The 24,362-nt window shown below is 67.4% G+C and carries 24 protein-coding genes and 1 tRNA gene; 18 read left to right on the top strand and 7 right to left on the bottom strand.

Annotated features, from left to right (window positions below):
- The first annotated feature begins 7 nt into the window (after positions 1–7).
- The 12 genes from trbE to ACX9GQ_RS07145 all read left to right on the top strand — a co-directional run bounded on the left by trbE (position 8) and on the right by ACX9GQ_RS07145 (position 10,706).
- The gene (trbE, locus tag ACX9GQ_RS07090) at positions 8–2,464 is read left to right on the top strand and encodes a conjugal transfer protein TrbE (RefSeq protein ID WP_459628651.1); all 2,457 of its coding nucleotides are present in this window, start codon (positions 8–10) and stop codon (positions 2,462–2,464) included.
- Entirely contained in the window at positions 2,461–3,228 is a 768-nt protein-coding gene (gene trbJ, locus ACX9GQ_RS07095) for a P-type conjugative transfer protein TrbJ (protein WP_459628652.1), read from the top strand. Before trbE ends, trbJ begins: the two co-directional genes overlap by 4 nt.
- 10 nt (positions 3,229–3,238) lie before the next feature.
- A complete protein-coding gene (gene trbK-alt / locus ACX9GQ_RS07100; RefSeq protein ID WP_459628653.1) occupies positions 3,239–3,517 on the top strand; it encodes a putative entry exclusion protein TrbK-alt in 279 nt (92 codons plus the stop codon).
- Between the two features lie 3 nt (positions 3,518–3,520).
- Positions 3,521–4,834 carry a P-type conjugative transfer protein TrbL gene (trbL, locus tag ACX9GQ_RS07105; protein ID WP_459628654.1) on the top strand — a complete coding sequence of 438 codons (1,314 nt, stop codon included), beginning with the start codon at positions 3,521–3,523 and terminating at the stop codon, positions 4,832–4,834.
- Positions 4,831–5,520, top strand: a complete 690-nt coding sequence (trbF, locus tag ACX9GQ_RS07110) for a conjugal transfer protein TrbF (RefSeq protein ID WP_459628655.1) — start codon at positions 4,831–4,833, stop codon at positions 5,518–5,520. Before trbL ends, trbF begins: the two co-directional genes overlap by 4 nt.
- Entirely contained in the window at positions 5,517–6,470 is a 954-nt protein-coding gene (trbG, locus tag ACX9GQ_RS07115; RefSeq protein ID WP_459628656.1) for a P-type conjugative transfer protein TrbG, read from the top strand. Before trbF ends, trbG begins: the two co-directional genes overlap by 4 nt.
- Positions 6,470–7,624 (top strand): TraB/TrbI/VirB10 family type IV secretion system protein, encoded by a 1,155-nt coding sequence (locus tag ACX9GQ_RS07120; protein WP_459628657.1) that lies wholly within the window; start codon positions 6,470–6,472, stop codon positions 7,622–7,624. The genes trbG and ACX9GQ_RS07120 overlap by 1 nt, the downstream gene beginning before the upstream one ends.
- Before the next feature lie 2 nt (positions 7,625–7,626).
- Positions 7,627–7,845, top strand: coding sequence for a DUF2274 domain-containing protein (locus ACX9GQ_RS07125; RefSeq protein WP_459628658.1), 219 nt, complete (start codon positions 7,627–7,629; stop codon positions 7,843–7,845).
- A 146-nt stretch (positions 7,846–7,991) separates the two neighbouring features.
- Positions 7,992–8,303 (top strand): hypothetical protein, encoded by a 312-nt coding sequence (locus ACX9GQ_RS07130; protein WP_459628659.1) that lies wholly within the window; start codon positions 7,992–7,994, stop codon positions 8,301–8,303.
- Entirely contained in the window at positions 8,300–8,653 is a 354-nt protein-coding gene (locus ACX9GQ_RS07135; protein ID WP_459628660.1) for a toxin-antitoxin system TumE family protein, read from the top strand. The genes ACX9GQ_RS07130 and ACX9GQ_RS07135 overlap by 4 nt, the downstream gene beginning before the upstream one ends.
- Positions 8,650–9,048: an HVO_A0114 family putative DNA-binding protein gene (locus tag ACX9GQ_RS07140; RefSeq protein WP_459628661.1), complete on the top strand. Its 399-nt coding sequence runs from the start codon at positions 8,650–8,652 to the stop codon at positions 9,046–9,048. Before ACX9GQ_RS07135 ends, ACX9GQ_RS07140 begins: the two co-directional genes overlap by 4 nt.
- Positions 9,045–10,706, top strand: a complete 1,662-nt coding sequence (locus ACX9GQ_RS07145; protein ID WP_459628814.1) for a recombinase family protein — start codon at positions 9,045–9,047, stop codon at positions 10,704–10,706. The genes ACX9GQ_RS07140 and ACX9GQ_RS07145 overlap by 4 nt, the downstream gene beginning before the upstream one ends.
- Here the strand turns inward: ACX9GQ_RS07145 and ACX9GQ_RS07150 are convergent.
- Positions 10,677–10,753: transfer RNA gene (locus tag ACX9GQ_RS07150), tRNA-Arg, on the bottom strand. The two genes, ACX9GQ_RS07145 and ACX9GQ_RS07150, sit on opposite strands and share 30 nt — an antisense overlap.
- 275 nt (positions 10,754–11,028) lie before the next feature.
- Between ACX9GQ_RS07150 and ACX9GQ_RS07155 the strand changes: the two genes are divergently transcribed.
- Positions 11,029–12,033, top strand: a complete 1,005-nt coding sequence (locus ACX9GQ_RS07155; RefSeq protein ID WP_459628815.1) for a fatty acid desaturase — start codon at positions 11,029–11,031, stop codon at positions 12,031–12,033.
- On the opposite strand, the gene ACX9GQ_RS07160 is transcribed toward ACX9GQ_RS07155, so the two are convergent.
- The 5 genes from ACX9GQ_RS07160 to ACX9GQ_RS07180 form a co-directional block, all read right to left on the bottom strand.
- Entirely contained in the window at positions 12,015–12,839 is an 825-nt protein-coding gene (locus ACX9GQ_RS07160) for a phosphate/phosphite/phosphonate ABC transporter substrate-binding protein (RefSeq protein WP_459628816.1), read from the bottom strand. The two genes, ACX9GQ_RS07155 and ACX9GQ_RS07160, sit on opposite strands and share 19 nt — an antisense overlap.
- The gene (locus tag ACX9GQ_RS07165; RefSeq protein WP_459628817.1) at positions 12,836–14,371 is read right to left on the bottom strand and encodes a trimethylamine methyltransferase family protein; all 1,536 of its coding nucleotides are present in this window, start codon (positions 14,369–14,371) and stop codon (positions 12,836–12,838) included. Before ACX9GQ_RS07165 ends, ACX9GQ_RS07160 begins: the two co-directional genes overlap by 4 nt.
- Complete coding sequence (locus tag ACX9GQ_RS07170; RefSeq protein ID WP_459628818.1) at positions 14,368–16,785, bottom strand: GcvT family protein; 2,418 nt, start codon at positions 16,783–16,785, stop codon at positions 14,368–14,370. The genes ACX9GQ_RS07165 and ACX9GQ_RS07170 overlap by 4 nt, the downstream gene beginning before the upstream one ends.
- 130 nt (positions 16,786–16,915) lie before the next feature.
- Complete coding sequence (locus ACX9GQ_RS07175) at positions 16,916–17,641, bottom strand: GntR family transcriptional regulator (RefSeq protein ID WP_459628819.1); 726 nt, start codon at positions 17,639–17,641, stop codon at positions 16,916–16,918.
- Positions 17,642–17,695: 54 nt separating this feature from the next.
- Positions 17,696–18,559: an isocitrate lyase/PEP mutase family protein gene (locus ACX9GQ_RS07180; RefSeq protein ID WP_459628820.1), complete on the bottom strand. Its 864-nt coding sequence runs from the start codon at positions 18,557–18,559 to the stop codon at positions 17,696–17,698.
- Between the two features lie 168 nt (positions 18,560–18,727).
- On the opposite strand from ACX9GQ_RS07180, the gene ACX9GQ_RS07185 reads away from it, so the two are divergent.
- From ACX9GQ_RS07185 to ACX9GQ_RS07195, 3 genes are read left to right on the top strand one after another with little or no spacing between them, the layout of a single operon-like run.
- The gene (locus ACX9GQ_RS07185) at positions 18,728–19,345 is read left to right on the top strand and encodes an isochorismatase family protein (RefSeq protein ID WP_459628821.1); all 618 of its coding nucleotides are present in this window, start codon (positions 18,728–18,730) and stop codon (positions 19,343–19,345) included.
- Positions 19,346–19,372: 27 nt separating this feature from the next.
- Positions 19,373–20,119 carry a maleate cis-trans isomerase family protein gene (locus ACX9GQ_RS07190; protein WP_459628822.1) on the top strand — a complete coding sequence of 249 codons (747 nt, stop codon included), beginning with the start codon at positions 19,373–19,375 and terminating at the stop codon, positions 20,117–20,119.
- Positions 20,119–21,036: an MBL fold metallo-hydrolase gene (locus tag ACX9GQ_RS07195; RefSeq protein ID WP_459628823.1), complete on the top strand. Its 918-nt coding sequence runs from the start codon at positions 20,119–20,121 to the stop codon at positions 21,034–21,036. The genes ACX9GQ_RS07190 and ACX9GQ_RS07195 overlap by 1 nt, the downstream gene beginning before the upstream one ends.
- Before the next feature lie 9 nt (positions 21,037–21,045).
- Here the strand turns inward: ACX9GQ_RS07195 and ACX9GQ_RS07200 are convergent, their stop codons facing one another.
- A complete protein-coding gene (locus tag ACX9GQ_RS07200) occupies positions 21,046–22,239 on the bottom strand; it encodes an FAD-dependent oxidoreductase (RefSeq protein ID WP_459628824.1) in 1,194 nt (397 codons plus the stop codon).
- A 153-nt stretch (positions 22,240–22,392) separates the two neighbouring features.
- Here ACX9GQ_RS07200 and ACX9GQ_RS07205 point away from each other — a divergent pair, with 153 nt between their 5' ends.
- Both ACX9GQ_RS07205 and ACX9GQ_RS07210 read left to right on the top strand, forming a co-directional pair.
- Positions 22,393–23,310 carry a polysaccharide deacetylase family protein gene (locus ACX9GQ_RS07205; protein ID WP_459628825.1) on the top strand — a complete coding sequence of 306 codons (918 nt, stop codon included), beginning with the start codon at positions 22,393–22,395 and terminating at the stop codon, positions 23,308–23,310.
- Positions 23,307–24,329 carry a branched-chain amino acid ABC transporter permease gene (locus ACX9GQ_RS07210; protein ID WP_459628826.1) on the top strand — a complete coding sequence of 341 codons (1,023 nt, stop codon included), beginning with the start codon at positions 23,307–23,309 and terminating at the stop codon, positions 24,327–24,329. Before ACX9GQ_RS07205 ends, ACX9GQ_RS07210 begins: the two co-directional genes overlap by 4 nt.
- Positions 24,330–24,362 lie beyond the last annotated feature (33 nt).

Below are 24,362 nucleotides of genomic sequence, written 5' to 3' on the forward strand. Positions count from 1 at the left end.
CGCGGCCATGATGAACCTTGCCGAATATCGCCGCACCGCCAGCCGGCTTGCCGACTTTCTGCCGTGGGTGGCGCTCGTCGCCGAAGGCGTCGTTCTCAACAAGGACGGCAGCTTTCAGCGCACGGCGAAGTTTCGCGGTCCCGACTTGGATTCCGCCGTCGCGGCCGAGCTGGTCGCGGTCGCCGGCCGCATCAACAACGCTTTCCGCCGTCTCGGATCGGGTTGGAGCATTTTCGTCGAGGCGCAGCGCAGCGAAGCCGCGACCTATCCCGACAGCACGTTTCCCGATCCCGCATCGGCCTTGCTCGACGCCGAGCGCAAAGCCGGTTTCGAGGAAGCCGGCACGCATTTCGTGTCAGGCTATTTCCTGACCTTCCTCCATCTGCCGCCCGCCGAGGAAGCCGCTCGCGCCGAGACATGGCTTTACGAGGGCCGCGAGCAATCGGGCGTCGATCCCCATGAAGTCATGCGCGCCTTCATCGACCGCACCGACCGCGTGCTCGCATTGCTCGACGGCTTCATGCCGGAATGTGCATGGCTCGACGATAGCGAGACGCTGACCTTTCTTCATTCCTGCGTCTCGACGAAACGCCATCGTGTCCGCGTGCCGGAAACGCCGGTCTATCTCGACGCGCTGCTCACAGACGAGCCGTTGACCGGCGGACTGGAGCCGCGCCTTGGCGGCCAGCATCTCCGCGTTCTCACCATCGTGGGATTCCCCACCGCGACGACACCGGGCCTGTTCGACGATTTGAACCGGCTGGCGTTCCCGTATCGTTGGAGCACGCGCGCGATCCTGCTCGACAAGACCGACGCTACCAAACTGCTCACGAAGATCAGGCGGCAATGGTTCGCCAAGCGCAAGAGCATCGCCGCGATTCTGAAAGAGGTGATGACGAACGAGGCGTCCGTTCTCGTCGATACGGACGCGGCGAACAAGGCCGCCGACGCCGACATGGCCTTGCAGGAGCTTGGGGCCGATGTCGCCGGTATGGCCTATGTCACGGCCACCATCACCGTATGGGACGCCGATCCCCGGATAGCCGACGAGAAATTGCGCCTCGCCGAAAAGGTCATCCAGGGCCGCGATTTCACGGCGATGGTCGAGACGGTCAACGCGGTTGACGCATGGCTCGGCAGTTTGCCTGGCCACGCCTACGCGAACGTCCGGCAGCCGCCTATCAGCACTTTGAATCTCGCCCACATGATCCCGCTTTCAGCGGTGTGGGCGGGGCCGGAACGGGACGAGCATTTCGGTGCGCCCCCTCTGCTTTATGCAAAGACCGAAGGCTCGACCCCGTTCCGGTTATCCCTCCATGTCGGCGACGTGGGCCATACGCTTGTCGTCGGCCCGACCGGAGCGGGCAAGTCGGTGCTGCTCGCGCTCATGGCCTTGCAGTTCCGGCGCTATCCCCGTTCCCAAGTCTTCGCGTTCGACTTCGGCGGCAGCATCCGGGCCGCGTCGCTCGCGATGGGCGGCGACTGGCACGACCTGGGCGGCGGCCTGACAGAAGGTTCCGACACTTCCGTTTCGCTCCAGCCGCTCGCGCGCATTCACGACACCTATGAACGCGCCTGGGCGGCCGACTGGATCGTGGCGATCCTCATGCGCGAAGGCATCGCGATCACGCCGGAGGTGAAGGAGCATCTTTGGACCGCGTTGACCTCGCTAGCTTCCGCGCCCGTCGAGGAACGCACCATCACCGGCCTTGCGGTGCTGTTGCAGTCCAACGACCTGAAACAAGCCCTTCGGCCGTATTGCGTCGGCGGTGCTTATGGCCGGTTGCTCGATGCCGAGGCCGAGCAGCTTGGCAGCTCGGACGTGCAGGCGTTCGAGATCGAGGGGCTTGTTGGCACCGGCGCGGCCGGTCCGGTCCTGGCCTATCTCTTTCACCGCATCGGCGACCGGCTCGACGGCCGCCCGACGCTGCTCATCATAGATGAAGGCTGGCTTGCGCTGGACGACGAGGGTTTCGCCGGCCAGCTCCGCGAATGGTTGAAGACGCTCAGGAAGAAAAACGCTTCCGTCATCTTCGCCACGCAAAGCCTGTCCGACATCGACGGCAGCAACATCGCGCCCGCGATCATCGAGAGCTGCCCGACGCGGCTGCTCCTGCCGAATGAACGCGCCATCGAGCCGCAAATCACCGCCATCTATCGGCGGTTCGGCTTGAACGACCGGCAGATAGAAATCCTCGCGAGGGCGACGCCCAAGCAGGATTATTACTGCCAGTCGCGGCGCGGCAATCGCCTGTTCGAGCTGGGCCTGTCCGAAGTCGGCCTCGCGCTCTGCGCCGCATCTTCCAAATCCGACCAGACGCTCATTGCGCAGATCGTCGCCGATCACGGCCGCGACGGCTTTCTCGCCGCGTGGCTCGCCGCCCGCGATGTCGGCTGGGCCGTCGATCTTCTTCCCGGCTTCCCGACGCTCATCCCCCAAACCGAAAAGGAGTTCCGCTCATGACCATTCGTCGTTTCCGTTCGCGCGCTTTCTGCATAGCCGCGACCGTGTTCGCCGCGCCGCTCGCCATCTCGCCCATGCTGGCGACGCCGGCAGCCGCGCAATGGATTGTCTATGATCCGACCAATTACGCGCAAAACGTGCTGACTGCCGCGCGCGCCCTCCAACAAATCAACAACCAGATCACCAACCTGCAAAATCAGGCGCAGATGCTCATCAATCAGGCGCGCAATCTGGCGAGCCTGCCGTTCTCCGCGCTCCAGCAGATTCAGCAGAACGTCCAGCGCACGCAGCAGCTTTTGAGTCAGGCGCAGAACATCGCCTTCAACGTCCAGCAGATCGACCAGGCGTTCCAACGCCAATACGGCAACGTGTCGATGTCGGCAACCAACCAGCAGCTTGTCGCTGATGCACGCGCGCGCTGGCAGAACACCGTGGGCGGCTTGCAGGACGCGATGCGGGTTCAGGCTGGCGTCGTCGGCAACATCGACACCAACCGCACGCAGATGTCGGCGCTTGTCGGTCAGAGCCAGGGCGCGACCGGCGCGCTGCAAGCCACGCAGGCGGGCAACCAGATTCTCGCGCTCCAGTCGCAACAGCTTTCCGACCTAATCGCGTTGCTCGCCGCCAATGGCCGGTCAAGCGCGCTGACAGAGGCCGAGCGAGCGGCAGCCGCCGACCAGGGCCGCGAGCAACGCCGCCGCTTCCTCACGCCGGGCAGCGGCTACACGCCCGGCAATGCGCAGATGTTCAACAACGGCAATTGAGGGCGGGCGCATGGACGGCAAGTTGCTGGCGCGCATCGGCGCAATCGTGTTCGTCGCCATCGCCATCACGGCGACAGCCATTCAGATGACCCGAAAGGAAGACGTGCCGGCAGAGGCGCCGGCACGTCCTGTCCAGCCCGACAGCGACCCGCTGCGCGCAGGGCAGCGGCGGTGCCAGCAGCTTGGGCAGAAAGCGGCCGACGATGCGGAATGCCTGCGCGTATGGGCCGAAACCCGCGACCGCTTTCTCGGCCGGACCCACGCGCCGGCCGCGCCGGAAGGGCGGTGACGCATGGGCGGCGCTGGCGTCATCGACAATTTTCTCGGCACCTTCACCCGCTACATCGACAGCGGGTTCGGGCTGCTATCCGGCGAAGTCGCCTTCGTGGCGACAACGCTCATCGTCATCGACGTGACGCTCGCTGCGCTGTTCTGGAGCTGGAGCGCGGATGACGACATCATTGCCCGGCTGGTGAAGAAGACGCTGTTCGTCGGCGTCTTCGCCTATCTTATCGGCAACTGGAACAACCTTGCGAAGATCGTGTTCGACAGCTTCGCGGGCCTTGGCCTGAAGGCGAGCGGGACGGGATTTTCGGCCGCCGACCTGATGCGGCCCGGCAAGGTGGCGCAAACCGGCCTAGACGCCGCCCGGCCGCTTCTCGACTCCATTTCCGACCTCATGGGTTGGGTGTCGTTCTTCGAGAACTTCATCCAGATCGCTTGCCTGATGTTCGCCTGGGCGCTGGTCATCCTCGCGTTCTTCATCCTCGCCATCCAGCTTTTCGTGACGCTGATCGAGTTCAAGCTGTCCACCTTAGCCGGCTTCGTCCTCATCCCGTTCGGGCTGTTCGGCAAGACCGCGTTCATGGCCGAGCGCGTGCTTGGCAACGTGATTTCCAGCGGCATCAAGGTTCTGGTGCTCGCCGTCATCGTCGGCATCGGCTCGACGCTGTTCTCGCAATTCACGCAAGGCTTCGGCGGGCAGACGCCGAGCATCGACGACGCAATGGCTATCGTGCTCGCGGCGCTGTCGCTCGTCGGCCTTGGCATATTCGGTCCCGGCATCGCGTCCGGTCTTGTCAGTGGCGGGCCGCAGCTTGGCGCGGGCGCGGCAGTCGGCACCGGCCTTGCCGTTGGCGGCGCTGCCCTTGCCGCAGGCGGCGCGGTCGGCCTTGCCGCAAAGGGAGGCGCGGCGGCCGTGCGCGGTGGCGCGACCACAGCCGGCGCGGCATCCGCCGCTTATAGCCTTGGTTCGTTCGGGCAGTCCGGCGCGGCGGGCGTCGCTTCCGGCCTGGGCGGCGTGGCGCGCGCCGCAGGCAGCGCGGCCACATCGCCGCTGCGTCGCGCGGCCGCAAGCGTCAAATCCAGCTTTGCCGATGGCGTGAAGGCCGGGTTCGGCGCGACCGGCGGCACATCGACCGCTGGCACGGTTGGCGGCGCGTCCGCATCCGCGCCGGCCGCTGGCGCATCGCCCGGCTGGGCGCAGCGGATGCGGCAGGGCGGACACACCGCCCATGCCGTTCAGACAGCCGCGCACGCCGTCCGCTCCGGCGACGGCCATGCCTCCAGTTCTTCCGTCAACCTCTCTGAAAGCGACCGCACATGAGCATCTTCAAGCGACCCGCCGTGCATTACGGCAAGACCCCACAACCCGAAACGCCATATCAGCGCGCCGCGCAGGTTTGGGACGAGCGGATAGGTTCTGCTCGCGTCCAGGCTCGCAACTGGCGCTATATGGCGTTCGGCAGCCTGATCCTATCGGCCGGCTTCGCGTCCGCCCTTGTCTGGCAGACCGCACGCGGGACTGTCGTGCCCTGGGTGGTTCAAGTGGACAAGCTCGGCCAGGCGCAAACCGTCGCGCCGGCCACCGCCGACTATCGGCCGACAGACCCGCAAGTGGCGTGGCATCTGGCGCGCTTCATCGAGCAGGTCAGGAGCATCCCCGCCGATCCCATCATTGTCCGGCAGAACTGGCTTCGCGCCTACGAATGGACGACCGACCAGGGCGCGGCGGCGCTCAACGATTATGCGCGCGCCAACGACCCGTTTGCAAAAGTCGGCAAGCAACAGGTTTCGGTCGATGTGTCGAGCGTCATTCGCGCCTCGCCCAATAGCTTCCGCGTGGCCTGGACCGAGCAGCACTATGAAGACGGCAAGCTCGCCACCACGGAACGATGGACCGCGATCCTGACCATCGTGATTCAGCCGCCGCGCGACGCCGACCGGCTGAAAGCCAATCCGCTCGGCATCTACGTCAACGCAATTTCGTGGTCGCGGGAGATGAGCCAATGAGAGCATCCATCCACACGCCCGCTGTCGCGGCCGTCCTGCTCTCCGCGACTATGTTGGCCGGCTGCGCGACCTACAAGCCGCCGCAAATCAGCTACGACGCCAACGTGCCGCCATTGCCGGCCGTGCCCGCCGCCGTCATCGACACGACGCCGAAGCCGTTGCATATCCCGCCAGCCTGGACCCCCGCCAGGGGAGGCACGGCAGCCGGCACGCCGCTTGGCCGCGTCGAGAACGCCAACGCCGCCGCCCGCGTGCAGCCGCGCCGCGAAGGCTATTACAACGCCATCCAGATTTATCCCTGGAGCGAAGGCGCGCTCTATCAGGTCTATGCCGCGCCCGGCCAGATCACCGACATTGCGCTTGAGCCGGGCGAGAGCCTGACCGGCGCGGGACCGATTGCAGCCGGCGACACGGCGCGCTGGATCATCGGCGACACGGAATCCGGCTCCGGCGTCACCCGCCGCGTGCATATCCTTGTGAAGCCGTCCCGGCCGGACCTCACGACGAACCTTGTCGTGACCACCGACCGGCGCGTTTACATGCTCGAGCTGCGCTCGGATCAGAAGCCCTATATGCCCGCCGTCGCCTGGGCCTATCCGCAGCCACCAGCCAACCAGCGGCAGGCGGTGCCGGCCACCCCCGTCATTCCGGCCGCCGCGGCGCGCAACTACCGCTATGGCCTGACCGGCGACAATCCGCCGTGGAAACCCGTCGCGGTCTATGACGATGGCCGCAGGGTCTATGTCGAGTTTCCGCGCGGCATCGTGCAGGGCGAAATGCCACCCATTTTCGTCATCGGCGCGGACGGCGAAGCGCAAATCGCCAACAGCCGCATCTATCAAAACATCCTGATCGTGGACCGCCTGTTCGGCGCGGCCGAGCTGCGCCTTGGCGGCGGCAAGAGCCAGCAGACCGTCAGGATTGTCCGCACGGACGGGAGGCCATCGTAATGACCGATACCGAAACCAACACCGCCGCTCCAATGCGGCTTCGTGCCGAACCGCCGCGCGTCACCCGCCTGTCGCGCAAGGTGCTCGCTAGCGCGGCGGCCGTCGCGCTTGTCGGGATCGGTGGAACGCTGATCTATGCGCTCCAGACCCGCGCGCCCGGCGACGGAGGCAAGGAGCTGTATTCGACTTCCAACCGCCAGCCTGCCGATGGCCTCGCCGGGTTGCCGAAGGATTATACCGGCCCGGTCCTGGGGCCGCCGCTGCCAGGCGATCTTGGCCGCCCGATCCTCGACGCGCAGAACAGGGGGCAGCCGGTTGTTCCGCCGACGATCACCGCGCCGGCCGTAGATCGCGCCGAGGAACGCCGGCTCGCCGAGGCAGAATCCGCGCGCACCAGCCGCGTGTTCTTCCAGACCGAGGCGCGCACCGCGAGTCCGCCCGGCACGTCCACGCCGGGGCTTGCCGGCCTCGACCTTGCCAACCTCACAGGGCAGCCCGGCCAGCAGACCGCGCAGGACAAGCAGCTTGCTTTCCTCAATGCGCCGGTCGATCGCCGCACCACATCGGCGGATCGCGTCACGGCTCCCGCATCGCCCTTCGTGCTTCAGGCCGGGGCCGTGATCCCGGCCGCGCTCATCACCGGCATCCGCTCCGACTTGCCCGGCCAGATCACCGCCCAGGTGACGGAGCCGGTCTATGACAGCCCGACCGGGCGCATCCTGCTCGTGCCGCAGGGGACGCGGATCATCGGCCAGTATGACAACAACGTGCAGTTCGGCCAGCGGCGCGTGCTGCTCATCTGGAATCGCCTCATTTTCCCGAATGGCCGCTCTATCGTGTTGGAGCGGCAGCCGGGCGCGGACAGCCAGGGCTATGCCGGGCTTGAGGATGGCGTCGATTATCATTGGGGCGAATTGTTCAAGGCCGCGCTGCTCTCGACCGTTCTTAGCGTCGGCTCGGAAGCCGGCTATTCGGGCAACGAGAGCGACATTGCCCGCGCTCTGCAACAGGGCGCGTCGAACAGCACCAGTCAGATCGGCCAGCAGATCGTCGGACGCCAGCTCAACATCGCGCCGACGCTGACCATCCGGCCGGGCTTCCCGGTCAGGATCGTGGTCACGCACGACCTTGTGCTCGAACCCTACAGGAGTTGACCATGACCAAGCTGAAACTCGGCGCGCTCCCCGACGACAAGCCGGTCAAGGTGTCGCGCGAATTGCCCGCGACGCTCTTTCGGGACTTGCAGCTTTACGGGCGCTTGCTGGCCGGCGCAGGACAGCCGCCAATCGAGCCGGAAAAACTCATCGTGCCGATGCTGGAACGCTTCCTCGCCACGGATCGAGAGTTTCAGAAAGCCCGGCGCGCGGCCGGCTGATCTACCGGCGGCACCCGACAGCAGGGGTGCCGCCAGCACAGCAGCGCAAATGCGGCACGCTACGCGCCGCCGATCCCCCTCCATGCTTCGCCTAATTCCGGGGCTTCCAGCTGCCCGGAATCCAGCAGCGAACCACGGAGGACTCCATGTGCGCACAACGCCGTCGCACCAGAAAGGGCCGCCCCCGGCAGCCGGCCCCGAAGACACTCCCCGACGACCTATACAGCTATGACGACGAGCCAGCGCCGACGCGCCAGCGCCGTAACTCTTTGCTTGACGCCATAGACGGGGAGAACTTTTCCGTCACCGACGATTGGCCCGATGATGTGCCCGTCACCGAGGCTGAGATAGAGGTATTCGAGCGATGGTTCGGCGATGTTTTCGATGAGCTGCTAAGCCCGAAAAAACTGAAAGACGGCTTGCCATTCCTATCACAAACTGATAGGAAAAAGGCATGAGCGAGGATCGCGATCCGAACCTCGACACGCTTCTGGACCTCGACGGCCAAGTGCTCGTTGTCGATCCCGAAGGCGGCCATTGGGTGAAGTTCATCGTCACCCGCGTTCCGGCGTCGCCGGAAAAGCCGCATGGCCTCGATTACTCGCTCACGCTTCATGGGCCTTCGGGCGAACGGCTGGTCGGCTTCGACAACGCCCATCCGGTCGGCCGAGGCAGGCGCGGCGAGCCGATGGACCATCGGCATCGCCTCCAAACCGTGAAGCCTTACGCCTACGAGGATGCGGCCACGCTGCTGGCCGACTTCTGGCAGGCGGTGGACGCGGTGTTGAAGGAGCGAGGCGTGATATGACCACATTGAAAGTCGGGATTGCCGACTACGAGGAAATGAAAGCCCGCACCATGCGGATTGCGCGCGGCGAGGAAAAGTCGGCGGCAGGCGATCCGAAGGTGTGGTTCACTTCGACCGAATCTTTCGCCAAGGTGCTGTCGGCCGGCAATCGCGAATTGCTGCGCATCATCGCCGAGAAAGCGCCTGCATCGCTTGAGGAGCTGGCGGAGATCACCGGGCGGGCGGCTTCCAATCTCTCGCGCACCCTGAAAACGATGGAAACCTACGGCCTCGTCCGTTTCGAGCGCGGCCACGGCCGCAAGCTCGCGCCCAGGGTCGTTCATGACCGTGTGGAACTGGCGTTGCCGTTGATCGGTCGCGTCGAAACGCGGAAAGCTGCGGGAGGAAGCCGATGAACTTCCACAATCCCAACGTCGCCACCCGCGCCGCGCTCTATCTGCGCGTCTCGACAGCGCGGCAGGCCGAGCATGACGTGTCGATTCCCGACCAGCGCAAGCAGGGCGAAACCTGGTGCGCCTCGCGCGGCTACCAGCTTGTCGAAACCTTCGTGGAAGCCGGCGCTTCCGCCACCAACGACAAGCGCCCGGAATTCCAGCGCATGATCGAGGCGGCAACGACCAAGCCCGCGCCGTTCGATATCGTCGTGGTGCATTCGTTCAGCCGTTTCTTCCGCGATCACTTTGAGCTGGAGTTCTACGTCAGGAAGCTCGCAAAGAACGGCATCAAGCTCGTCTCCATCACGCAGGAGATGGGCGACGATCCGATGCACCAGATGATGCGGCAGATCATGGCGCTGTTCGACGAATACCAGTCGAAGGAGAACGCCAAGCACGTCCTGCGCACCATGAACGAGAACGCCCGGCAAGGCTTCTGGAACGGCGCACGGCCACCTATCGGCTATCGCATCCTCGCGGCCGAGCAGCGGGGATCGAAGATCAAGAAGAAGCTGGAGATCGACCCGCTGCACGCCGACACCGTGCGGCTGATCTATCGCCTGTTCCTTGAAGGTGATGGCACGTCCGGCGCAATGGGCGTCAAGGCCATCGCGACCTACCTCAACGAGCGCCGCATCTTCACCCGCGACGGCGGCCGATGGGGCTTGGCGCAAGTCCATGCCATCCTGACCCGCACCACCTATATCGGCGAGCACAGGTTCAACACGCGGTCGCACAAGGACCGCCAGAAGAAGCCGGAGAGCGAGGTCGCTATCATGGCGGTGCCGCCCTTGATAGAGCGGGAGCTTTTCGACGCGGTGCAAGCCCGTCTCAAATCCCGTCAGCCGATGGTGACGCCGGCGCGCGTTTCGAGCGGCCCCACGCTTCTGACCGGCATTTGCTTCTGCGCCAAGTGCGGAGGCGCAATGACGCTGCGCACCGGCCGAGGCAGCGCGGGTGGCACATATCGCTATTACACCTGCTCGACCAAGGCGCGGCAGGGTAAGACCGGCTGCGAGGGGCGCACGATCCAGATGGACAGGCTTAACCATCTTGTCGTCGATCACATCGAGGGCCGCTTGCTCCGGCCGACACGGCTGGAAACCATCCTTTCCAGCATCATCGACCGTCGCCAGGAGCGAACCGAGCGCCGTCGCGAGCATCTTGCCGAACTGCATCGGCGAATCACGGAAGCAGACCAGCGGCTCGGCCGTCTCTTTGACGCCATCGAATCCGGCTTGGTCGATAAGGACGATTCGGTGGCGAGAGATCGCATTGCCGGCCTCAAGGCGGTCAGGGATCAAGCTCAGGCCGACGCTGACCGCATAGAGGCCGCGCTAGAAAGCGAGGGCGGCGAAGCCGTCACCGCCGACATGCTCAAATCCTTCGCCCGCAAGGCGCGCGAGCGGATACGGCTGGAAGATGGCGGCTATCGCCGTGACCATCTGCGCGCACTCGCACAGCGCGTCGAAGTTGACGACGCCGAGGCTCGCATCATGGGATCGAAGTCGGAATTGCTGCGAACGCTCGTCGCCGCCGCTTCGGGAGGGAAATCGGCGGCGTTCGGCGTTCATAGTTCTGTACTGAAATGGCGCGCCCGAAAGGATTCGAACCTCTGACCCCCAGATTCGTAGTCTGGTGCTCTATCCAGCTGAGCTACGGGCGCGCGGTGCGTCGGCGGCAAACGCCGTGCACGGGCGGGTTCATTAGCGGCTCCGGTCCGGCATTGCAACCCCCTGCTGGTGCCGCATCCGCAAGCGCCGGCTGCTCCGGGACGCCACGACGCGCCGGTTCAGGTGATTGGCCGGGACCCATCCGGACGCGCGGATCGGGAAAGGTGCCCCACGACGTCATCCGAGGGGGCGGGACAGGGCGGTACGACGCTTGAGGCGACAGGCGATCCGACGTCACAATGGCGAAGCCCGAGTCGCCCGCCGCAACATGTCCCTCGACCAGATCCAGCCCATCCAGCGCCTCCCCGCCGTCGAATGGCCGACCGTCGCGCTTTTCGTCGTCATCTATGGGCTCTGGCTCGCCCTGACCTGGCTCCATGATGCGCTGCCGTTGTGGCTCTGGCTGCCATTGGCGGCGTGGACGGCTGCATGGTGGGGCTCTGCCCAGCATGAGGCGCTTCACGGGCACCCCACGCGCAACCGGGCCCTGAACACCGCGCTGGCCACTCCGCCCTTCTGGCTGTGGCTGCCCTTCGAGTGCTACCGCCGGTCACACCTGATCCATCACTGCGACGAGCGCCTGACCGACCCGCTGGATGACCCCGAGAGCCGCTATTGGACCGCCGAGGGCTGGCGTGAACTGGGGCCGCTCGGCCGGCGCCTCGTCGGGATGCAGGGGACGCTGCTGGGACGGCTCGTCATCGGTCCGCTCTGGTCGATCGGGCACTTCTGGTTGACCGAAGTCCGCAAGGCGCTCGCGGGCGACGAGGAGACGATCCGCAACTGGAGCTGGCATGTCCTCTGGGTGGGGCTGCTCGCGGTCTGGGTCATCGCCGTCTGCGACATGCCTGTCTGGCAGTACCTGCTCGGCTTCGTCTATTGCGGGACGTCGCTGGCGTTGGTGCGCTCCTTCGCCGAGCACAAGGCGCGCGATGCGGTGGACCAGCGGACCGCCATCGTCGAACGGGCTCCCGTGCTGGGTCTGCTGTTCCTGCACAACAACCTGCACGTCGTCCACCACCGATGGCCCACGCTGCCGTGGTACCGGCTCCCCGAAGTGTACGGGGATTACCGGGAAGCCGTCCTCGAATCCAATGGTGGCCTCGTCTATCGAGGCTATGCGGAGGTGTTCCGGCGCTTCCTCCTGACCCGGCATGACGCGCCGGTGCACCCGACGGGCCGGGCTGCGTTCCGGGATGGCAGCATGCCGGACGCGAAGGACGAACGGCAGCAGGCACAGGCGCCGGTCGAGCTTCAGCGCGGCACGGTGTAGCCTGCGGCGACTGCCTCGCGGTCCCACGCCAGCGTGGGCGCGAAGTCGTCCCGGGAGACCGGCACGAACCCTTCGACGAGCAGGGTGTCTGCCAGCGGCGCGAACCATGCCCGGTCGCGTGCGACGGAGAAGGCTGCCCGAAGCCGGGCGATCGCGTCCGGTGCCGTCGCGGGGCCGGCGACGAACGCCGGCATCGGCGCGACGTCCGTCGATGCGATGATGCGGACGCCGTCCGTCAGCGCCGGGTTGTGCCGCCGGATCAGCGCGTGCCAGTAGGCGTCGAGCGGTCCCACGTCGATGCGGCCCTCGCGCACGGCGTCGAGGATGGCCCGCGCCGTCACGAGCGACCCAACCATCTCGGCGTAGAGGACAGGACGTTCCGACGTCCGGTAGGCCAGCAGATGGTGCCGGAAGGCGTTGAAGCCCGAGTGCGAGTGCTCGACCGTCCAGCCCGCGCGATGCCCGAACGTGTCCTCCAGCGTGCGGAAGGGAGAATCGTCGCGCACGATGAGGTCGGACCTGTACACCGGCCGGTGTTGCGCCCAGGTCAGCGAGGGGACCGGCGCGGCAATGGGCGTCACGTCGGCCAATCGTAGAGCGATGGGATAGCCGCACATGAAGGCGCAGCCGAGGTCGGCGCGGCGCCACAGCGTCTCCAGCGGTTGGGGCGCGGGATAGGGGAGGTAGTCGAGCGTGACGCCGGCTTCCTCCGCGACATGCGCGAGAAGGGTCCGCCAGGCCTCCTCCACGGCCGGCGTCACGGCATACATGCGCGCATTCGCGAAAAGGGTGGGGCGTGTGCTCATGCGGCCGCGGTCGCCAGTTCCACCTTGCGACGCGCCACATAGGCATCGAGCTCATCCGCCACGGCGGGGTCGAGTGGCGGCTCGACATGGCTGTCGCGTGCCGTCTTCCACACGCCCAGGGCGCGGTCGGTCGCGGTCTTCGACCCGGCGTCGCGCCAGTTCTCGTAGTTCGACCAGTCGGAGACGATGGGGCGATGGAACGCGGTCTCGTAGCGGGCGAGGGTGTGGGGGGAGCCGAAGAAGTGCCCGCCCGCCGCCACGGCGCCAATGGCGTCGAGCGCAAGGTCGTCGTCGGAGAAATCCAGCGGCTTCAGCACCTCGGCCCAGCCGCGCAGCACCTCCGCGTCGAGGACGATCTTCTCCATCGACGCGGTGAGGCCACCTTCCAGCCATCCGGCGGCGTGGTTGATCAGGTGGCTGTGGCTCATGATCGCAGCCCATAGCGAAAAGTCCGTCTCCCATGTCGCCTGCGCGTCCGGCGACGGCGACGCGTTCACCGCGCTGGAGCGGACCGGCAGGCCGAGCCTCCGGCCCAGCTGCGCCGTGGCGATGGCGGCCTTCACGTATTCCGGCGTGCCGAAGGCGGGCGAGCCCGTCCGCATGTCGACGTTGGAGGTGAAGCCGCCCATGACGCAGGGGGCGCTCGGGCGGATCATCTGGCACAGGGCGACGATGGCCAGCGCCTCTGCGGTCTGCTGCACGAGCGCGCCCGCCAGCGTCACCGGCGCCATCGCGCCCATCAGCGTGAAGGGCGTGATCACGACGCACTGGCCATGGGCGGCCATCGTCATGATGTTGTCGAGGATCTCCTCGTCGACGCGCCGGGGCGAGTTGACGTTGGTGACGGACATCAGCGTGGGGCGCTCTGCCAGTGCCTCCACGCTCGTTCCGTGCTCGATCGCCGACATCGCGATGGCGTCGACCGCCTGCACCTTGCCGACGCCGCGCGCCGCCCACGGGATGTCGGAGAGCGCGATGTGCGCGCGGTACATGTCGAGATGCCGTGTCGCGACCGGCAGGTCGACCGGCTCCACCACGACGCCGCCCTGCCAGTGCAGCACGCCGAGCCGGTGCGTCACCTTGAGGATGTCGCGGAAGGCCTCGATGTCCCCGTAGCGCCGTCCGCGCTCGAGGTCGCTGACGTTCGGCGCGCCGTTGACGGGGCCGAAGTTAACGACATTGCCGCCGACATGGAGGTCGCGGGCCGGGTTGCGCGCATGGATCACGAAGCGCGACGGCGCGTGCGCCAGCATCGCCTCGACGATCTCGCGGCCGATGCGAACGAGGCCCGTGGCCTCGTCCACGATCGCCCCGTGCCGGGCGAAGATCGCCCGCGCCTCGGCGCTGCGGATCTCCATGCCGTGCTCCTCCAGCACGGTCCAGGCGCCTCCCACGATTCGCTCCACCTGCTCGACGGTGAGGATGTCCAGCGGAGCCCATGGATTCACGAGGCGCGGCAGGGGGGCATGCTCGAAAGCTCCGCGCCCCGCCCCGCCCCGGCGCTCTCGGCGCCGTCCAGTCCCCTCGCTCACGACCGCAGCCTCGCTCCGTCGGGGTCGTGCAGAGGCACGGCAGTCACCACCGCCCGGCACTCCTCGCCGAGAATGTCGATGGCGAAGGTCTCGCCGTCCCGGGCGAGCTCCGCCGGCACGTATCCGGCCGCGAGGCTCTTGCCGACCCAGTGCCCGAAGCTGCCGGAGGTGACGTGCCCCACCGGCGCGCCGTCCTTGAGGATCACTTCGTAGCCGACGACGTCGGCATGCGGGGCGTCCACCGCCATGACGACGAACCGGCGCTTCGCACCCCGCTCTCGTTCGGCGACGACGGCTGCCTTGCCCATGAAATCCACCGGCTTGTCGAACGCGACGAAGCGGTCGAGGCCGGTCTCGCCCGGCGTGTAGTCGGGCCGGAAGTCGCGGTTGAAGGAGCCGTAATTCTTCTCCAGCCTCAGCGACGACAGCGCCCGGCCGCCGTAGAGCGAGAGGCCGAGATCCTCGCCGGCCGCCAGAAGGTCGTCGTACAACTGCAGCTGGTAGTCGGGCGTCACCCAGATCTCGTAGCCGAGCTCGCCCGTGAAGCCGCAGCGCTGCACGATCGCCGGCGCCATGCCGACGGCCCCCTCGCGCACCGCGAAGAACCGGAAGGCCTCGTTCGAGACGTCGAAGTCCGCAAGCCGTGCGAGGAGGGTGCGTGCCTTCGGGCCCGAGATGGCGAAGCCCGTCAGAGTGGAACAGGCGGACCGGACAAAGACGTCGTCCGGCGGCGCCTGCCGCGCGAACCAGCGCATGTGGAACGCCTCGGCGAAGCCCGATCCGACAATGAGGTAGCGATCCTCCGCAAGCGTGGCGATGGACAGGTCGCCCATGATCCGCCCCCGTTCGTTCAGCATCGGCGCGATGGCCATGCGACCCGGCAGCGGGAGGCGGCAGGCGAAGACCCGGTCGAGCCACTGGCGTGCGCCGCGCCCCGTCACCTCGTACTTGGCGTAGTTCGAGGTCTCGTAGAGCCCGACGCCGGTGCGCACCGCATGGCACTCCGCCCGGATGATCGGGAATGCCTCGGACCGGCGATAGGTGGGCGTCTCCTTCGGCTCGACGCCGGGCGGCGCGAACCACAGAGCCGATTCGAGCCCGAAATTGGCGCCGAACAGGGCGCCGCGCTCCTTGAGCCGGTCGTAGACGGGTGTGCGGCGGAACGGTCGGGCGTCCAGCATCTCCTCGTTGGGATAGAGGAGGCGGAACCGCCGGCGGTAGTTCTCCTGCACCTTCACCCGGGTGTAGGCCGGCGTCGCGAACAGGCCGTAGCGGGCGCTGTCCATCGCCATCACGTCCTGGCCGGGGTCGTTCTCCGCGATCCAGCGCGACAGCACGAGCCCGATGCCGCCGCCCTGGCTGAAGCCCGCCATCACGGCGCAGGCGTTCCAGTAGCCCGGCAGGCCTTTCACCGGGCCGACGAGCGGATTGCCGTCGGGGGAGAAGGTGAAGGGGCCGTTGATGATCTTCTTGATCCCGACCCGGCCGGCGGCCGGGAAGTGCCGGAAGCCGCGCTCCAGCTCCGGCGCGATCCTCTCCAGGTCGTCGGGCAGCAACTGGCTGTGGAAGTCGTGCGGTGTGGTCTCCGGCGCCCACACGCGGCAATTCTGCTCGTAGGTACCGAGCAGGACGCCCTGCCCCTCCTGCCGGAGATAGATCTCGCCGGTGAAGTCGGAGGTGTTGATGATCTCCCGCTCGAGGCCGGCGAGCTCCGGCACGGGCTCTGTGACGATGTAGTGGTGTTCCATCGCCAGCACCGGCAGCGACAATCCCACCATCCGCCCGACTTCGCGTGCCCACAGGCCGGCGGCGTTGACGACGTGCTCGGCGCGGATCGTCCCCTTCGTCGTGACGACGTCCCACCCGCCCTCGGGCAGGGGCTTCAGGGCCGTCACCTCCGTGAACCGTTCGATCTGGGCTCCAAGCGCCCTCGCCGCCGTCGCGTAGGCCTGGGTCACCAGCCACGGATCGACATAGCCGCCGTCCTCGCGCCAGAGTGCACCCTTGAAGTGGCTCTCCTCGATGAGGACGTTGCGGCGCTTCGCCTCGGACACCGGGATCATCTCGGTGTCCATGCCGAGATACCGAGCCCGCGAATGGATCAGGCGCAGGAAGTCCATCTGCCCGTCGGTCGTCGCGAGGTAGATGCCGCCGTTGTGATGGATGCCGCACGACTGGCCGGTCACCCTCTCCAGCTCGCGGTAGAGGTCGAACGTATACTTCTGCAGTCGCGAGACATTGGCGTCGGAGTTCAGCGTGGTGACGCCGCCGGCCGCGTGCCACGTGGAGCCCGAGGTGAGCTCGTTCTTCTCGACGAGGACGACGTCCGACCACCCGATCTTCGCCAGATGGTAGAGCACGGAGACGCCGACGACGCCTCCGCCGATGACGACGACACGCGCATGCGACTTCATGGACGGGGGATCCTCCCGGAGGACACGGGCAGGCACCCGGTCTTGTAGCCGAGGACGGTGCTATGGCCTCCGCCGCCGCGCAACGCCAAATTTGCGTTCCGGCGTGGCCGGGACCGGCCTCCCACCGCGGCTACATGTTCCTCAGGATCTTCATCTTCGAGCTGAAGTCCTCCGCGACGTGCCAGTTGAACGATGCGATCAGCGTTCCCTGGGCGGAGGTGTAACGGCGCAGCACGCACAGAGCGACGGTGCCGGGCTCGCGGCCGAGATGATCCGCCACCTCTTCGTTCATGGCCTCCCCCCGGATCTCCTGGTCGGCCTCGACGATCTCCTCCCCGGAGCGCTCGGCGAGATGCGCGTAGAAGGGCCCTACCGTTCCCGGAAGCGACCGCACGAGCCGGCGCAGGCGGTCCGGAACGTAGGAGTGCGTGTAGCAGACGACGTCCCCGCCCCTCTGCGTGCGGCGGATGCCCTTGATCAGCGACCACGAAGCACCCGGCGTTCCACCCACCGCCTCGGCCAGCGCCGCCGGCAGCTTCACCGTGCCGATCGAGAGCACCTCGTAGTGCGTGTCGAGCGCGAACTGGAAGAGGTCGGCCAGCGACGAAAGCGAGTGGACGTAGCGGGCCTGCGGCTTCTGCGCCACCACGACGCTTCCGGCGCCCTGCCGCCTCAGGACCATGCCCTGCTCCACGAGCCGCCGCAGGGCTTCCCGGATCGTGTAGCGGCTGGCGCCGAACTCCTCGCAAAGCTCGCTCTCGGTCGGAAGGCTCTGGTCGAGAGGATAGGAGCCGTCCTCGACCCGCCGGCGCAGGACGTCGAGGATCTGCTGGTAACGCGGCGGATCGACGCTCATCGCGGTCGCATCCCCGCCGCGAGGCATGGCGGGATCAGTCGGGATCCGGACGCTTCACTCCACCTCGGCGTAGCGCTTCTCGAAGTCCCACACATCCTTGAACCCGATCAGCTCGTTGAAGGCGGCGAAGGAGTACATCGGCACGGCGGCGCTCGTGGTGCCGTGATCCTTCAGATCCTGGTAGGCCGTCGTCAATGCCTGCGCCGTGGCGAGGAAGCCCACGGCCGGGAAGATGGCGGCGGCGTAGCCGAGCTCCTTCAGCCGCGCGACCGGCAGCATCGGCGTGCGCCCGCCATTGACCATGTTGGCGATGACCGGCTTGCCGACGCGCCGCGCGATCTCGGCGAGCTCCGCCTCGCTCTCCGGCGATTCGATGAACACGATGTCGGCGCCCGCCTCCCCATAGGCGATGCCGCGACGGATGGCCTCGTCGAGGCCGAGCGACGTGCGCGCATCCGTGCGGGCGATGATGAGGAAATCGGCGCTGGACCGGGCGTCGGACGCCACCTTCACCTTGCGGACCATGTCGGCGATGGGCACCACGCGTCTGTTGGGCGTGTGCCCGCACTTCTTCGGAAACTCCTGGTCTTCGATCTGGATCGCCGTGACGCCGGCCTTCTCGTAGCCGCGCACCGTGTGGCGCACGTTGAGGAGGCCGCCGTAGCCGGTGTCTGCATCGGCGATGACCGGTGTCTTCGACATCTCCGCGATGCGGCCGATGTGCTCGATCATCTCGCTGTAGGAGGCGAGCCCCGCGTCGGGCAGCCCGAGCGCGGAAGCCACCGTGCCGTAGCCGGTGACGTAGAGGGCGGGAAATCCCATCCGGTCGGCCACGAGGGCCGAGATCATGTCGTAGACGCCAGGCGCGAAGATGAATCGGCCGGCCTCGAGATGCTGGCGCAATGCGGCGTCCGCCATGGTGCTCCTGCCCGTCGGAGGGTCCTCGATCTTGTCCGGACATATTCTGCGAGGGATGGCTCCGTTGCAAGCGCTGCATTGCAGCGAGCGATGCCCGTCCGAAGGATTTGTCCGGACAGATTTTCTGTGCCAGCCTGTCGGCGAAAGGGCCTCGGGAGGAGTGCCGCGATGAGCGAACTCGACATCTACAAGAAGCAGGGTTTCGCCGGCCGCGTCGGAATCGGCGCGCAGCCCGCGCTCGTCATCGTCGATTTCGTCGTCGGCTTCACCGATCCCGCCCATTTCGGCGGTGGCAATATCGGGCCGGCCATCGAGAAGACGGTCGGCGTGCTCGCCGAGGCCCGGGCCCGCGGCTGGCCGGTGGCGCACACGCGCGTCGTCTACGCCGACGACGGATCGGATGCCGGTGCGTTCGCCCGAAAGGCCCCCGGCCTCCTGAAGCTGACCGAGACCAGCCCGCTGAGCCAGATCGTCACGGAGCTGACGCCGGCCGCGGGCGAACTCGTGGTGCGCAAGCGGCAGGCGTCGGCCTTCTTCGGCACCGAGTTCGCCGGCTGGCTGGCCTGGCATCGCGTCGACACGTTGTTCGTCGCCGGCTGCACGACCTCCGGCTGCGTCCGGGCGACCGTCGTCGACGCCGTGTCGCACAACATGCGCACGATCGTGCTGACGGATTGCGTGGGCGATCGCGCCATCGGGCCCCACGAGGCCAACCTCTTCGACATGGGGCAGAAGTACGCGGACCTGATGACGGCCGACGAGGCGCTGGCCGCCGCCGCCCGCTGACACCCCGCACGACGCAAGGAGCGCAAGATGGTCGACCACCAGGGCTGGCGGAAGAAGTTCGGCGTCCTCGGGCCCTCGACGAACACCATCGTCCAGCCGGACTTCGACGCCATGCGTCCGCGCGGCGTCACCAACCACTACAGCCGCATCTTCACGCCCAACGCCAACGCGGTCTCCAACGAGAGCTTCCGCGCCGGTGCTGAGGTGATCGCCTCCAATGTGCTGGATGCCGTGCGCAGCGTGATGACCTGCTCGCCCGACTACCTCGTCATGGGCATGTCGGCCGTGACCTTCTTCAACGGCGCCAAGGGGGCCGACGCCTTCGTCAAGCAGGTCGAGGACGTGTCCGGGGTGAAGATCTCGGTCGGCAGCCACGCCTGCACGGCCGCGCTGCGCGCCTATGGCGGCGTGAGGCGGATCGCGATCCTGTCGCCCTACTGGCCGGTGATGAACACCGAGGTCGCCCGCTACTTCGGCGACATGGGCTTCGAGACCGTCCGCGACGTGCCGTTGCAGTGCCGCTCGTGGACGGCCATCGCGGAGGTCGACGACATCACCATCCGCGACGCCATCAAGCGCCTCGACGGCGACGACGTCGACGCGATCGTGCAGGTGGGCACCAACCTCTCCATGGTGAGGCTCGCGGCCTTTGCCGAGATGTGGCTCGGCAAGCCGGTCATCGCCATCAACACCGCGACCTACTGGCACGCGCTGCGCGCCAACGGCATCACGGATCAGATGGACGGCTTTGGCCGCCTGCTGGCCGAGTTCTGATGGCGGGACCACTGTTGGCCCAGGCTGCACCCGATCTCGCCATCGGGGACGTGAGCGTCCACCGCGTGATCGACCTCGACCCCTTCGCCCTGCCGCTGGGGTTTCTCTTCCCCGATGCGGCTGCCGCGGCGCTGGAGGCGCATCGCGCCGAACTCGCGGGTCACGTCGATCTCGATGCCGGGACCGTGCTGCTGGCCGTGCAGACCCACGTCGTCCGCACGGGCGGGCTCACGATCCTCGTCGACACCTGCGTCGGCGAGGGCAAGCCGCGGCCGCGCCGCGCGGAATGGAACGACCGCGCCGCCAGCGGCTACCTTGACCGCCTCGCCGCCGCCGGCTGCCGGCCGGAGGACGTCGACGTCGTGATGTGCACGCACCTCCATGCCGACCATGTCGGCTGGAACACGCGCCGGGAGGACGGACGCTGGGTGCCGACGTTCCCCCGGGCCCGCTACGTCATGGGCCGCGCGGATCTCGAACATTGGTCGGCGGAAACAGCGCGCGATCCCTCCATCGGCCACGGCTCCTTCCTCGACAGCGTCCTGCCGATCGTGGAGGCCGGCCGCGCCGTGCCGGTGCAGCCAGGCGACGACATCGCCGGGAACGCCGCGGTGATCCCGCTGCCCGGCCACTCGCCGGGCCAGGTGGGGCTCGACGTGGCCACGTCGGCCGGGACGCGGCTGGTGTTCTGCGGCGACGCCATCCACAGCCCGGCACAGGTGATTCGCCCCGAGTGGTCGAGCGCCTTCTGTTGCGACGCGGGTGTCGCACGGGATACGCGCACCGGCTTGCTGGAGCGTGCCGCAGCCGACGACGTCATTCTCGTCCCCGCGCATTTGCGCAGCGCAGGACTTCGCGTCCACCGGACCGGGGGAGGATTTCGCCCGGCCTGCTGTGGGCGCGACGGCCGGGTCTGACCGCCTCGCTCAGTCGATCAGCGCGACGTCGCGCAGCGACTGGATCATCGAGGTGCGCAGCAGATAGGCCTTGTGCGCAGCCGGATCTGCCACCGTCCGGCGCAGATCGTCGTAGTAGGCCTGCCTGGCCGCCGGCTCCCGGGTGTTCAGGATGGCCCGGTTGCGCAGCGTCGTCTGCTGCACGACGTCGAGGGCGACCTTTCGGCGCTGGCGCTCGTAGCGCTTGAGCGTATCGAGCGGTGCGCCCTGCAGAACCTGCGTCAGCGCGGCGGCGAGGTTGAACGCGTCGTGGATGCCGCCGTTGAGGCCCATCCCGCCGAGCGGATTGTTCACGTGCGCCGCGTCGCCGGCGATCAGCAGGCGCCCGGCGACATAGTAGGACGCCACGCGCTCGTGCACGCGGTAGGCCGTCCGGTGCAGGACCTCGTAGGGCACGTCGCGCTTCGCGGCCCCCTGCAGCAGCCGCTCGCCGCGCTCGGCAGACGTCACCTCCGCATCCGAGAGCGTCGGATCGACGGGGAAAAGCGCCCGCCACACGCGGGCGGTGCGGATCAGCACGAACCACTCGGTCGGGTCGGAGATGTAGGAGATGTTGGCGATGTCCGGCATCGCCTCGCGGAAATCGTAGGTGGTCGACAGGGTCAGGAAGATCTCGGGGATGGTCAGCCCGTCGAACGCGGCGCCCATGGTGCGCCGCACCACGCTGCCGATCCCGTCCGCCCCGACGCAGAAGGCCCCCGTCAGGGTCTCCTGCGACCCGTCCGGAAGCGTCACGTCGAGCGCGACGCCGTCGTCATTCTGGCGGACTGCGGTCGCCTTCGTGCCGAGCCTCACCTCGGCGAGGTCAGAGCCTTCGAGCTGCTCGTAGAGCATCTCGCCGAGCCGCCACTGCTCGCACTGGAGCCGGTAGGGGTGGTTCGTCTCGTCCTTGAGGCGGTCGAGCTCGAAGGTGGCGACGACTCCCTCGGTCCGGTCGCGGAACTGCCACGTGGGGCAGATCAGGCCCTGCGCGATCATGCTGTCCACGACGCCGAAGCGCTCCAGCATGTCGAGGGTCGGCGGATGGAAGGTCGACGCCCGCAGGTCTCGAGGGAGCTGCGCCGCCGCCTCGACGACCGTCACCGGGATGCCGGCTTCGACCAGCAGGCGGGCCGCGACGAGGCCCACCGGGCCGGCTCCGACGATCAGCACTTTATTGCTCATGGTACCTGTCCGACGAGGCTTCCTTGACAGGCCGCGCGGGCCGGTCATCATGCAGTTGTCCGGACAAACATGACCGGCTTCGGCCCGCCCGACAAGGGACATCGCGGCCGCTGCCGGAGGGCCGGGCAAGCCGGGTGACTGGACGAGGTGACGATGCGCTATCCCTTCGTGCCCATGCCGATGCGCGGTCCGCTGCGCTGGCCCGACGGCAAGCGGCTGGCTCTGATCGTCACCATCAACCTCGAGTACTGGGACCTCGTGAAGGACACGAGCGCGCCCTACTATGCGGGCGGGCCGCCCATCCTGCCGGACATGCTGCCCGGCAACATCCCCGACTTCCCGAACTGGTCCTGGCGGGAGTACGGCCAGCGGGTCGGCGCGTGGCGGCTGTTCGACGCCTTCACCGAGGCCGGCGTCCGTGCCAGCTGCACCATGAACGCCAAGATGGCACTGGAACGTCGCGCGGTGATCGACGGCGCGCTGTCGCGCGGCTTCGAGCTCATCCCGCACAACTACGAGCAGGGCGAGTTGCTCTGCCATCTCCAGCACAAGCCCGAGGAAGAGCGCCGGGTCATCGGCGAGACGCTGCGGGTCTACGAATCGGTGACGGGCCTCAAGGCGAAGGGCTGGCTTTCGTCGTCGCTGCGCGGGACCACCAACACGCCGGCCATTCTCGCGGAGAACGGGCTGGAGTTCTGGTGCGACCTGATGAACGACGACCAGCCCTACATGATCGATACCCCCTCTGGTCCGATCGTCGGCGTGCCCTATTCCATCGAGATGAACGACTTCACCCTGCTCGCCCGCCGCGGCCTCACCAACGCCGCTGCGCTCGACGCCCTCAAGGAGCAGTTCGACGTGCTGTATGCCGAAGGGGCGCGGACGGGGATGATGATGAACGTCGGGTTGCACCCGCATGTCATCGGCGTGCCGCACCGCATCAACCTGCTGCGCCAGTTCCTCGCCTATGCGAAGGGCTTCGATGGCGTGTGGTGGGCGACGCGCGAGGAGGTGGCCGCCTGCTACCGGGGCCAGCACGCCACGCATATCCCGCCGGGCGGCGCGTCGTGACGGACGCTGCCGCCCCCGCACCGAGGGTCAGGCCCTCGCTCGGCAAGCCTGCTGCCGTCGCGGCCGCCTGCGTGGCTCTCTTCGCCGTCGCAGTGCTGATTGGCGGAAAGGTGATCGCCCAGCAGATCGTTTCGGGCCTGATGCTCGGCGCCATCTACATGACGGTGGCGATGGCCTTCACGCTGACCATCGGCGTGCTGAACTTCCTCAACTTCACCATCCCGACGCTGTTCATGCTGACCGGCATGGTCGCCTGGGGCCTCGTCTCGCGCGGATGGCTCGGGTTTGCCGGCGGCTGGTCGTGGCTCGTCGCGCTGGTCCTCGGGGTGGCGGCGGCAGTGGCGGCGTCGCTGATCGTCGAGCGCTTTACGTTCCGCTACCTCAAGACCAAGCACGGCGACGCGACGGAGCACGCCATTCCGCTGGTGTCCTCCCTTGGCTTCCTGCTGATCTTCGAGCATCTCGTGCTGATCGCGCTCGGCTCGGAGTCCCAGCGCTTCGCCGTCCCGTTCAAGGCCGACATCCACGTCTTCGGCGTCGTGCTCGGCGGCGCCCAGTTGATGAGCCTGGCGCTGGCCGTCGCGATCGTGGCGGTGTTGACCTACATCCTGAAGCGCACACGGATGGGCCGGGCCCTGCGCACCATCGCCGAGAACCCCGACACCGCCTCGCTGCTCGGCGTCGAGGTGACCCGCATCGTTCCGGTCGTCTTCATCCTCACCGGGCTGCTGGCGGGCGTGGCAGGCGCGCTCTTCACCATCAACTACGGCGATGTCTCTCCCTTCATGGGAGACCACGTCGGTACGAAGGCCATCGCCGCGATGGTGCTAGGCGGGCTCGGCTCCATCTGGGGCGCCATTGCCGGCGGCTTGCTCGTCGGCCTCACAGAGACGCTGTCGATCCACCTGTTCGGCGGCGACAGCGTGCAGATGGTGGTGTGGGGCCTGCTCCTCGCCGTCATCATCCTGCGGCCGCAGGGCCTGTTCGGCGCAGCCTCCATCGGCAAGGGAAAGATGTGATGGCTGGACGCCGGCAGCCTTCCGTCCGCCCGC

This window comes from Alsobacter sp. R-9 (assembly GCF_054612375.1).